A 9,879-nucleotide genomic window follows, 5' to 3' on the forward strand; every position below is an offset into this window, starting at 1 on the left:
CATGCCACGTTACGACCTAGCGCAGACTCTCGTCGAAGCTCTGAAGTTGATCGGCTGCGACCCCTGCAAGATCGACGCTGTTGACAATCACTCACCCATCGAGCTGACGTTCAACGCCTCGCCCAACATCATTGTGGAAACGCTGGAAGACAGCGCATGCAGTATTCACGCCGTGGTAGCCACTGACGAAGCCGCGCGGCTGCATCGCGCGAATAGCGAGCGCCTTCTGCAGTTCCTTATCGAACCCGCAGAATGGGCTGTCACGGGACATGTGCAGTTGAGCGAGCGCGACAACCGGCTCATTCTTCACGCCCAAGTCAAAGAGAAAACCGCCGCCGAGCCCGAACCGTTCGCACAGGCACTCACCGATTTCTACGACCGTATCAAACTCTGCCGGGAGCATTTGCGCGCCTGAGCGCCGTCACCCGCAGGTCTTGGCGCATTCCATGCGCCAATCGTCCCCCCTCTCCCGCCTCCCTCCACCTCCCTCCTCCCGGTCACCCGCCGGCCGAATCGCCTTCGTGGGCGATCTCCGTGCGCCAGACATCGAGCGCCTCGGCGAGCGTCTCACGTTGCGTCTCGTCGCGAAAGCAACCGTCGTGCGCCGCCTGAACCAGCCGCGTGAGTTCTCGCGAGAGCGCGTAACGAGCTTCAACCGTCACGACCCCCAGATATGCCGCCCGCTGCGCGAGCCATTCAGCGCCCGCCCAGGGCTGATCCAGCAACGTCAGCACTTCCGCGATCATCGTGTCCGTCTCGAACACACGAGAACCAGTTGCCCGCATGGCCTGCGCCGATTGCTCGCACGCCGACTCCAGCGTGAGGAACAGCACCACCCGGCGCAGATCGTCAACGACGGCGGCCAGACGCTGCGTGTCCGCGTCGGCCTGCTGTGCGCCCAACTCCAGACCCAGCGCCTGCAAGAGCGCACGCAAACGCGCGCGTCGCTGCGGAAAGCGGCGGCATTCGTCGAACCATTGCGTGAGCGAGCGTTGCGGACCCTGCGACTCGCGAAAGAGCGACTTGAGCTGCTGCAACAACGCCATGCCCGGGCCGCTCTGCCCAACGTCGCACTCGAGCGCCGCGAAGGCCTCGATGGCCCATGTTTCCGAGGATGTCAGTGCATCGAGCGTTCGGCGCAAACGCGTGCGGGTTCCGGCATCCAGCCCGCCATCGGCCAGCCACGCGGCGACAACCAGCGCGGCGTGCCCGGCCGACATTTGGGTTTGCCGTATCAGCAAGTGAGGATCGGGGACGAAAGGAAGATCGCGCAATTGTCCGCGCAAGGTCTCGAACTGCGCGCCGTTCACACGCGCGAAGCGATGCATCTGTTGCTCGAACAAGGCACGTGCACGCTGCTTGTCGTCGCGCACGTCGCGCTCGCCTGTGCGGCGGAATCGCACCCCCAGCGCGAAGCTGAGATTTTCCTGCGACTCGGCGAAGGCGGCCTCTTCGTTCTGCGCGATCGCGGCCTCGATCAGCGCGATATGCCCCGGCACCTCGGCAGCGCCCCCGCGCGATGGCCGAGCACCACCTTCCAATGCCTGCCACTCGTCTTCGAGCATGTGCTCGAGTGGCTTATGGTCTTGCGCTGTCCGAGGCAGTGTGTTGCCAGATGACGGCAGACGTTCAACCATAGGCGACCTCCAGACTCGGACTGATGTGCAAGCGCTCGATCACCGCCGCCAGATCTGCATCGAGATCCAGACACACGGTCACCCATTCGCTCTCGATGCGGGCCTGCCGATCGCCGAGCGTTGCATCCGGGGTGCAAGCGAGCACGATATCGGCATTGCGCAGGGCAAGCGCCACAGCGTCGAGATGCGCCGGTGGCACACGCAGCACCAGCGCCCCTTCTCGGACCACCCCCGGCAACGCGCGCCCGACACGCTGCGCGAAACGCTCGCCGATGTCGAGCGCACCGACGAAATTCGACAGCGCACCGGTCAGGGCATCCGCCACGCGACGCTCCAACGAGCGAATGACCTCGCGTTCCAGCGCGGCCTCGTCAATCAACCATTCGACGGTTTGCGCGACGGCCTCGCGATGTGCCGCTTCCGCCAGCGACGCCGCCTCCTGCTGTGCGCGCTCGCGCGCTGCGTCCTGCCAGGCGTCGCGCATGATCTGCGCGTCGAGTCTCGCCTGCTCGCGCTCGACCAGTGCGGCGTCGCGCTCGGCCTGCGCTTGCGCCATCCACTGGGCTCGCATGCCCGCCTGCTCGCGAAGCCGCTCAAGCGCCACGCCGGAAATTACCGGCCCCGCAGGCGCAGGGCCATCGATCATTTCGATAGACGTCAATGCAAAGTCGATGACATACATAGCATCTTCTCCAACGCGACGAGCCGCGGCCAGACGTCGTCCATCGCCGGCATGCCGTTTGGCATCGGGCCGGCTTCGACCGGTGGCGGCAACAGAATCCGTGCGGCTTTGCCCACCGTCGCCAGGTCGACCGCCATCGGCGCCGGTGCGCCATCCAGATACGCGCCGGTGGTCGCCAGTGCCGCCTCGACAATTTGACCGGGCGAGAACGTGGAACGCGCCGGCCACTCGCGCCGCGTGAGCAGCAAACGATCGCATTGCCAGGCATCGAGCCATGACGACAGCGCGCGGCGATAGGTGCCGAGCAACAGGTAGTCCGGACACCCCAGCATACGCAAGCCGTAGGCCAGCGAAACCCGTCGCAGACGCGGCACCAGCCGCAACACGGCATGCGCGATATCACTCGCGGGCGGCGCACAATCGTGCGTTAGCGCGCCGGGCCATCCCCGGCGGGCAATCAACAAGCGATCGATGTGCGCCCGGCAGACGACATGGCGCTGATAGGCTTCCCGCCACGAGAGCATGTCGAACGCTCGCCACCAGCCATCATCCATGTGCAAGCCGGGCTGCCAGATCAGGCGCGCCAGTTGGGCGACGGCACCATTGTGCAGACAGGTCACGCCGCCCTCGCTACCCGCGCACGCAAGCGCTGAACCCACGCGGCACGCCTTCGCCAAGCCATGGCGCCGGCAGCGATCAGGCCAATGCACGCCGCGGCCACCATGCCCCATCCCAGCGCGGAGCGCCAGCGTCCGTGCGTCACCGGGGTGCTCGCCTGCGCCCCCGAAGACGCATTGAGGGCCGCTCGCGGCAGGCGATAGTCCGAAGGCTGCAATACGATGCTGATGCGCTCCGGCGTTACCCCCGGCACACTGTCATGCACCAGACTGCGAATGTCGGTCATGCGCTGCGTCATGTTGACCTCGGGGCTGTACTTTACGAAGACCGCCACGCCAGGTGGCAACGTCGACCGCCCTGCCGAGTCCACCGGCACCTGCGCGATGGAGACCTCGGCCACCATCACACCGTCGAGCGCCGCCAGCATGCGCTCCAGCCGTTGCTCCTTGAGATAGGTGAGCTTCGCCTGCTCTTGCACGGGCGAGCTGACCAGTTGTCCCGGCGGAAACACGTCCTCGACCGAAGCCCGCTTCTGGCGCGGCAATCCGTGCTGACGAAGCACTTCGACACCGCGCACGAAGTCGCTGCGCTCGATACGCACCGTCATGCCGGTCGTGTCGGCACGCTTGTCTGCCTGCAGTCCCGAGACAAGCAACAAGGCCAGCATCTGGTTGGCCTCCGTCTCGCTCAATGCGCGATGCAATTCGACCTTGCACCCCGCGAGCGTGAACACGAGCGCGAAGCCGATCCACCATCGGCCAACGAGACGCCGCCTTGCCGCAGACCTCGCGCGTTGCGCCAGCGTCGGCGCCACGTCAGCGATGCGAATACCGTACGTCATTGCATGTGAACCAGCTTGTTCACGCCTTGCGTCGCAGCGCCTGCTGCCTTCGCGACCACCTCGAGCGTCAGCACGCGCTCGGTCAGCACGCGCTGCACACCGAGCATGCGGCCCGGATCGTCGAGCGCACGCTCGTCCAGCGCCACCCGCTCAACAAGACGTTCCGTCTTGCCGGACAGCTTGCCCGCCGCGCTGAGCAGGTGATGTTCCGGCAGAGATGGCGCGCTCGCCAACGCATGACCGAACCGCACGGCGTCGCTTTCGCTGGCGGTGGGGACCGAGAGCGCAGCCTTCGCGGGCGCCGCATCCGTGGCGACCTGAGCCGCGATATCGAAGATCAGGGAAGTCGTCATGACAAGAAAGTCGGAGAGGAGGAGGAAGAAGCGCACCCGCCTGAGACAGAGCGGCGCGCATCGATCGCATCGATCGCATCGAGCCAGCGCGCGAGCACATCGGCCTCCGGGTCGCCCTCGCGCCCGGAGGCCATGGCGTGCGTCAGGTACGCGCGTGCCGCGACGGCATCGCCTAGCGCAATGAGAAGCGCCACATGCAGCCACTGGCGCGCCTCGCAATCCGTCACGAGCGACGGCAAGGCTCGCAGGATCACGCGGGCCTGCGCCTGCATGCCGTGATGGGCGCCAGCGATCGCCAGCTCGACGATGCGCTGCCGGACCGGCGCGTCGAGCCACTGGCCAACGGCGTCGCACGACGTCTGTTCGGCGAACGTCATGCGATCTTGGCGATGATGCCCATCAGCGTATCCTTGATGAGCTTGATCGCCGAACTATGCAGGCCAACCATCGTCGAGAACTGCTGCAACTTGAACTGCACGTCGAGCATGTGCTTGGGGTCGTTGACCTCCCGCGCACGGACGGCTTGCGTGGCTTCGTCCGACATGTGCCGCACGCCTTCGGCCATGCCGCGATGGATCTCTTCGACGTTCATTGCACGCCTCCGTCGGTCACGGCGCCGTGGCCGGCCACCAGATCGGCGCGCATGGCGGCATAGGCGTCGGCGCGCGGCATGGCGACACGGCGCCCGCCGCGCTGCGGCGGTGTGCCAAGACGAATCTCCGTCGGGGCACAGTCGAAGCGTTTGCGGAAGGTATCGGTGAAGTGCGCGTGATTGGTGAAGCCGCACTCGAGCGCAATGTCGAGCACCTTGTGACGCGTGGAAAGCAGCAGATCGCGCGCCAGTCGAAGGCGTCGCTCGAGCAGCCACTGCTTCGCGGGCATGCCGTACGTCTGCTGAAACAGGTAACGAAACTTGCGCAGCGGCATCCCGAACTCTTCGGCGAGCCGCCCGACCGGCCACGGCCGGTGAAAATTCGCCTCGACGAAATCGAACAGCGAATGGCTGCCTGCAATCGTCTGACGCAACATCGCGGAGAAGTAGCGCTGATCGCGACAGAGGCAATACACATAGAAGAAGCGCAGCATCGCCATGCGGTCGACGTTTTGCAGCGTCATGGCCACGTCCACCATACTGGGCTCGAGTATCAGCGTGCGTGCCGCCTGCCGGTGGAAGACGCCAAGCGGGCGGCGATCGAGCAGATCGACGACGTCCGGGTACAGCGCCTGCAGATCGCAGGCATGAAAGTCGTGTGACACCACAGGCCCTGGGGCATCCATCGTCGCGTCTGAACTGGTTGCGGTCATGCTGCCTGCCGGCAGCGTGTGCACGAGACCGCTCACATTCAGTTTGACGTCGTGGCGGCTGATCAGAAATCGCACCGTACTCATAGGCTCCTCCTCTGACGATAACTCGTCGGCGGGATGACAAAGTCGAAGGTCACACCATAGGCGAGTACGCGCGCGAGCATCATCCGGTGGACACCTTAATGTGAGTCATCACAGGCCTGAGTTTTCGCTTTTAGGAAGAAGACTGTCGGGAAGCACAAAAAAACCCGACGCAATATCGCGTCGGGTTTTCGTGGGGGGTGCCTGCTGCCGAAGTTCGTTCAGGCCATCTGCGCCGGAGAGAAACTGTCGGCTCGCGCCATCGGCCAGTATTTTTCGTAGAGGTGATAGCGGAACTGTCCACGCAGCAGATCGCCGGGCTCGAGGTACTTCAGCGACTCCGACATGAGCCGGATCTCATTGGACGACACACGCTTGACGATGTGATGGGCGCGCAAGTCCGACGGATGCGACAACCCCGCCGCCTGAATCAACTCTTGCAGCGCATGCAACGTGTGCGCGTGGAACTGCTGGACACGTTGCGCCTTGTCCGGCACCACGAGCGCACGTTGACGCAACGCATCTTGCGTAGCCACCCCCGTCGGACAGCGGTCGGTATGACATTTCTGCGACTGAATGCAGCCGATGGCGAACATAAAGCCACGTGCCGAGTTGCACCAGTCGGCGCCGATCGCGAGCGTACGTGCGATATCGAATGCGGTGACGATCTTGCCCGACGCCCCGATGCGGATCTTGTCGCGCAACCCGGCACCCACGAGCGTGTTATGCACGAGCAGCAGCCCTTCCTGCAACGGCGCTCCCACGTGATCGGTGAATTCCAGCGGTGCGGCGCCCGTGCCGCCTTCTGACCCATCCACGACGATGAAGTCGGGCAGGATGCCGCTCTCGAGCATCGCTTTCACAATGCCGAAGAACTCCCACGGATGGCCGATGCACAGCTTGAAGCCGGTCGGCTTGCCGCCCGAGAGCGTGCGCAGACGGTCGACGAATTGCAGCAGGCCGAGCGGCGTCGAGAACTCGCTGTGGCGCGACGGCGAAATGCAATCCTGCCCCATCGGCACGCCGCGCGTGGCGGAAATTTCGGGCGTGATCTTCGCGGCCGGCAGCACCCCGCCATGCCCCGGCTTGGCCCCTTGCGAGAGTTTCACTTCGATCATCTTCACCTGAGGGGTTGTCGCCTGCGCGGCGAACTTCTCGGCGCTGAAGGTGCCGTCGTCGTTGCGGCAGCCGAAGTAACCCGAAGCCACTTCCCAGATCAGGTCGCCGCCCTGCTCACGGTGATGCGGCGAGATCGACCCCTCGCCGGTGTCGTGAATGAAGTTACCGAGCTTCGCGCCGCGATTGAGTGCGCGAATCGCGTTGGCCGACAGCGCGCCGAAGCTCATCGCGGAGATGTTGAAGATCGACGCCGAGTAGGGTTGCGCACGCTCAGGGCCGATGGTGATACGGAAATCGTGATTCTTCAGGACGGTCGGGGCGAGCGAATGCGCGATCCACTCATAGCCGGCTGCCTTGACGTCGACCTCGGTGCCGAACGGGCGGCTGTCGACGTCCCCCTTGGCACGCTGGTAGACGATGCTGCGCTGCGCGCGCGAGAACGGCGTCTCGGACGTATCGTCTTCCACGAAATACTGGCGAATCTCCGGCCGGATGGATTCAAACAGAAACCGGAAATGGCCCCACAACGGGTAGTTGCGCAGCACGGCGTGACGCTGCTGGAGGATGTCCCAGACCCCGAGAACGGCCAACGCCGCAAACGGCAGCGGCCAGAGCGGATGCCAGCCGTCGAGGAGCACCAACGCGAGCGATGCGACGAGCAACGCCACGACGAGCCAGAGAGCCAGGAATCGGCGCGAAAACATGAAACCTCCTTGCTTTGGGGGGGACACTCGCCGGTCACGCTGCCGGGTGTGTCCCCGGCGAGCGCCGGCGGCTTCAATGCGTATTGAGGATGGTGTGTTTGGCCGCCGCAGCGGCCTGCGTGTCGGCATGGCCCGGCGCGGCTGGCGTCGTCGATGCGATGATGCCGCCGCCCAGACAGATCTCGCCGTCATACAGCACGGCCGACTGGCCCGGCGTGACGGCCCACTGCGGCTCGGCGAAGGACAGCGTAAGCGCACCCGCGTCGGCACGCACGACTTCGCAGGCAGCGTCGGCCTGACGATAGCGAGTCTTCGCACCGCAACGCGTGCCTTCAGCCGGCGGCTCGCCCGCGACCCACGACAGATCTTCGGCGTCGAGCGTGCCCGAGAGCAGCCACGGATGGTCGTGCCCTTGAACCACGTAAAGCGTATTGCTCGCCATGTCCTTGCGCGCGACAAACCACGGCTCGCCGGAGCCGTCGCGGCTGCCCCCCAGACCGATGCCCTTGCGTTGCCCCAGCGTGTAGAACGCCAGCCCCACGTGCTCACCCACGATCGCGCCGTCCGGCGTCTTCATCGGCCCTGGCTTGGTCGGCAGATAGCGATTGAGGAAGTCGCGGAACGGACGCTCTCCAATGAAGCAGATCCCCGTCGAATCCTTCTTCTTCGCGTTCGGCAGACCGATCTGCGCGGCGATCTCGCGAACCCTCGTCTTCGGCATTTCGCCGAGCGGGAACATCGTGCGCGAGAGTTGCTTCTGGTTCAGACGATGCAGGAAGTAGCTCTGATCCTTGGTGTGATCGAACGCCTTGAGCAGCTCGAAGCGCCCTTCGCGCTCGCGCACACGGGCGTAGTGGCCGGTGGCGATGGTTTCACCGCCCAGCGCCACCGCGTGATCGAGAAACGCCTTGAACTTGATCTCGGCATTGCACAGCACGTCCGGATTGGGCGTGCGGCCAGCCGAATACTCGCGCAGGAATTCCGCGAATACGCGGTCCTTGTACTCGGCGGCGAAGTTCACGGCTTCGACGTCGATGCCGATCAGATCGGCGACCGACACCACGTCGATCCAGTCCTGCCGGGTCGAACAGTATTCGCTGTCGTCATCGTCTTCCCAGTTCTTCATGAACAGACCGACGACGTCGTAGCCTTGTTGTTTGAGCAGCCATGCCGTGACCGACGAATCCACGCCACCCGACATGCCCACCACTACGCGTTTTTGACTCATGTATTGCCTTGCCCCCCGGCAATGGCCGGATGGGTCTGAAGTATCGCGAGGTCGTAACGTACCCCCCGCAGGTAATCGTCCATGCATCGCTCGAGAATCGGTGAGCGGTGCCGCGCGCGCTGTGCGCGCACCTCGTCCGGCGTGAGCCAGAGCGTGCCGACGATGCCCTCGTCGAGCGTGCGCGACGCGTCGAACGCGCCCAGCGTACCGGTGAAGGCGAAACGCAGATAGGCGATGTCGTCCGGGCCTGGGGCCAGATAAATGCCCAGCAGGTGCTGCGGCTCGAACGGATGCGCCGTCTCTTCGAGGACTTCACGACGCACCGCGTCAAGGATCGACTCGCCCGGTTCCAGATGGCCGGCCGGTTGGTTGATCAACAGGCCCGCACGCTTTTGCTCCTCGACAAACAGAAAACGGCCGTCGCGTTCGACGACCGCGGCAACCGTCACATTGGGCTTCCAGCGTGCATTCATGGCACATCCTTGCGGGACGCAGCCCCTGGCGGACATCGATACGCCAGGACGTTACCCCGGTAAAACCGACATTTTACCGTCTGACGGTGTTTGGCGCAGGAGACCGGCCGTTCAGAGAACCGACCGGTCGGTCGGCTCACACGGCCGCGCTGCGATCTCACCGGCATCACCCTATGTCGTTTGGTGCAATAGGCGGGTTTGTAATCTTCGGGTAAGCTTCGAGCTCCAGCAATGTGCAGCTCGCAGTGGCAGTACCGCATCACCGGTTTGTGCAGTAGTTCGTTTGCAGTGGTTTGTGCAGGACTAATGTCATCAGCGGCGAAACAGGTAATGCGTCTGCCCCGGCAGCGCACGTGCTGCGGCTCCTTGGCCGTTGATGAGATCAGTTCACAAACCCAAGGAGATACGCAATGAGAATCGGCATCCCCGCCGAGACGCTTGCCGGTGAATCCCGTGTCGCGGCCACGCCCGAGACGGTGAAAAAGCTGGTCGCGTCGGGACATCAGGTCGTCATCGGACGCGGCGCAGGAGACGCCGCCAGTGTGCCCGACACCGCCTTCGCGGCCGCCGGCGCCACGCTGGGCAATGCCGCCGATGCGCTGGGCGCAGAACTCGTGCTCAAAGTGCGAGCGCCATCGCCGGACGAACTGACGCAGATCCCGCGCGGCAGCGTGGTCGTCGGCATGCTCAATCCGTTCGACGCCGAGAACAACGCTCGCATGGCGGCGGCCGGCATCATCGCCTTCGCGCTCGAAGCGGCTCCGCGCACCACGCGCGCGCAAAGCATGGACGTGCTGTCTTCGCAGGCCAACATTGCGGGCTACAAGGCCGTGATGCT

At 64.7% G+C, this 9,879-nt stretch carries 13 protein-coding genes; 2 read left to right on the plus strand and 11 right to left on the minus strand.

The window, feature by feature from the left end:
- Position 1 precedes the first annotated feature (1 nt).
- The gene (locus tag PBR20603_RS23125; RefSeq protein WP_150561797.1) at positions 2 to 415 is read left to right on the plus strand and encodes an InvB/SpaK family type III secretion system chaperone; all 414 of its coding nucleotides are present in this window, start codon (positions 2 to 4) and stop codon (positions 413 to 415) included.
- An 82-nt stretch (positions 416 to 497) separates the two neighbouring features.
- Here the strand turns inward: PBR20603_RS23125 and PBR20603_RS23130 are convergent, their stop codons facing one another.
- The 11 genes from PBR20603_RS23130 to PBR20603_RS23180 all read right to left on the minus strand — a co-directional run bounded on the left by PBR20603_RS23130 (position 498) and on the right by PBR20603_RS23180 (position 9,041).
- The gene (locus PBR20603_RS23130) at positions 498 to 1,637 is read right to left on the minus strand and encodes a TyeA family type III secretion system gatekeeper subunit (RefSeq protein WP_150561798.1); all 1,140 of its coding nucleotides are present in this window, start codon (positions 1,635 to 1,637) and stop codon (positions 498 to 500) included.
- On the minus strand, positions 1,630 to 2,319 hold the full coding sequence (locus PBR20603_RS23135; protein WP_150561799.1) for a hypothetical protein: 690 nt from the start codon (positions 2,317 to 2,319) through the stop codon (positions 1,630 to 1,632). Before PBR20603_RS23135 ends, PBR20603_RS23130 begins: the two co-directional genes overlap by 8 nt.
- Positions 2,295 to 2,939, minus strand: coding sequence for a type III secretion system domain-containing protein (locus tag PBR20603_RS23140; protein ID WP_174978036.1), 645 nt, complete (start codon positions 2,937 to 2,939; stop codon positions 2,295 to 2,297). Before PBR20603_RS23140 ends, PBR20603_RS23135 begins: the two co-directional genes overlap by 25 nt.
- Complete coding sequence (gene sctJ, locus PBR20603_RS23145) at positions 2,936 to 3,778, minus strand: type III secretion system inner membrane ring lipoprotein SctJ (protein ID WP_150561801.1); 843 nt, start codon at positions 3,776 to 3,778, stop codon at positions 2,936 to 2,938. Before sctJ ends, PBR20603_RS23140 begins: the two co-directional genes overlap by 4 nt.
- Complete coding sequence (sctI, locus tag PBR20603_RS23150) at positions 3,775 to 4,131, minus strand: type III secretion system inner rod subunit SctI (RefSeq protein WP_150561802.1); 357 nt, start codon at positions 4,129 to 4,131, stop codon at positions 3,775 to 3,777. Before sctI ends, sctJ begins: the two co-directional genes overlap by 4 nt.
- Positions 4,128 to 4,508 carry a DUF1039 domain-containing protein gene (locus PBR20603_RS23155; protein WP_150561803.1) on the minus strand — a complete coding sequence of 127 codons (381 nt, stop codon included), beginning with the start codon at positions 4,506 to 4,508 and terminating at the stop codon, positions 4,128 to 4,130. The genes sctI and PBR20603_RS23155 overlap by 4 nt, the downstream gene beginning before the upstream one ends.
- On the minus strand, positions 4,505 to 4,723 hold the full coding sequence (sctF, locus tag PBR20603_RS23160; protein ID WP_150561804.1) for a type III secretion system needle filament subunit SctF: 219 nt from the start codon (positions 4,721 to 4,723) through the stop codon (positions 4,505 to 4,507). The genes PBR20603_RS23155 and sctF overlap by 4 nt, the downstream gene beginning before the upstream one ends.
- Entirely contained in the window at positions 4,720 to 5,520 is an 801-nt protein-coding gene (locus tag PBR20603_RS23165) for a helix-turn-helix transcriptional regulator (RefSeq protein WP_246174952.1), read from the minus strand. The genes sctF and PBR20603_RS23165 overlap by 4 nt, the downstream gene beginning before the upstream one ends.
- 218 nt (positions 5,521 to 5,738) lie before the next feature.
- Entirely contained in the window at positions 5,739 to 7,340 is a 1,602-nt protein-coding gene (locus PBR20603_RS23170; protein ID WP_150561805.1) for an FMN-binding glutamate synthase family protein, read from the minus strand.
- 73 nt (positions 7,341 to 7,413) lie between these two features.
- Positions 7,414 to 8,568: a tRNA 2-thiouridine(34) synthase MnmA gene (gene mnmA / locus PBR20603_RS23175; protein ID WP_150561806.1), complete on the minus strand. Its 1,155-nt coding sequence runs from the start codon at positions 8,566 to 8,568 to the stop codon at positions 7,414 to 7,416.
- Positions 8,565 to 9,041: an NUDIX hydrolase gene (locus PBR20603_RS23180; RefSeq protein ID WP_150561807.1), complete on the minus strand. Its 477-nt coding sequence runs from the start codon at positions 9,039 to 9,041 to the stop codon at positions 8,565 to 8,567. The genes mnmA and PBR20603_RS23180 overlap by 4 nt, the downstream gene beginning before the upstream one ends.
- Positions 9,042 to 9,451: 410 nt before the next feature.
- Here PBR20603_RS23180 and PBR20603_RS23185 point away from each other — a divergent pair.
- Positions 9,452 to 9,879, plus strand: a 428-nt coding sequence (locus PBR20603_RS23185) for a Rossmann-fold NAD(P)-binding domain-containing protein (protein WP_484549333.1), incomplete at its 3' end; no start/stop codon positions are given.

The organism is Pandoraea bronchicola (genome assembly GCF_902459805.1).
Taxonomy (GTDB): Bacteria; Pseudomonadota; Gammaproteobacteria; order Burkholderiales; family Burkholderiaceae; genus Pandoraea; species Pandoraea bronchicola.

Bases quoted from the DNA above. Each gene is read 5' to 3' on its own strand.
- PBR20603_RS23170 (WP_150561805.1), bottom strand. From the start codon at position 7,340: ATGTTTTCGCGCCGATTCCTGGCTCTCTGGCTCGTCGTGGCGTTGCTC.
- PBR20603_RS23125 (WP_150561797.1), top strand. From the start codon at position 2: ATGCCACGTTACGACCTAGCGCAGACTCTCGTCGAAGCTCTGAAGTTG.
- PBR20603_RS23155 (WP_150561803.1), bottom strand. From the start codon at position 4,508: ATGACGTTCGCCGAACAGACGTCGTGCGACGCCGTTGGCCAGTGGCTC.
- sctJ (WP_150561801.1), bottom strand. From the start codon at position 3,778: ATGACGTACGGTATTCGCATCGCTGACGTGGCGCCGACGCTGGCGCAA.
- PBR20603_RS23165 (WP_246174952.1), bottom strand. From the start codon at position 5,520: ATGAGTACGGTGCGATTTCTGATCAGCCGCCACGACGTCAAACTGAAT.
- PBR20603_RS23135 (WP_150561799.1), bottom strand. From the start codon at position 2,319: ATGTATGTCATCGACTTTGCATTGACGTCTATCGAAATGATCGATGGC.
- PBR20603_RS23130 (WP_150561798.1), bottom strand. From the start codon at position 1,637: ATGGTTGAACGTCTGCCGTCATCTGGCAACACACTGCCTCGGACAGCG.
- mnmA (WP_150561806.1), bottom strand. From the start codon at position 8,568: ATGAGTCAAAAACGCGTAGTGGTGGGCATGTCGGGTGGCGTGGATTCG.
- sctF (WP_150561804.1), bottom strand. From the start codon at position 4,723: ATGAACGTCGAAGAGATCCATCGCGGCATGGCCGAAGGCGTGCGGCAC.
- PBR20603_RS23180 (WP_150561807.1), bottom strand. From the start codon at position 9,041: ATGAATGCACGCTGGAAGCCCAATGTGACGGTTGCCGCGGTCGTCGAA.
- sctI (WP_150561802.1), bottom strand. From the start codon at position 4,131: ATGACGACTTCCCTGATCTTCGATATCGCGGCTCAGGTCGCCACGGAT.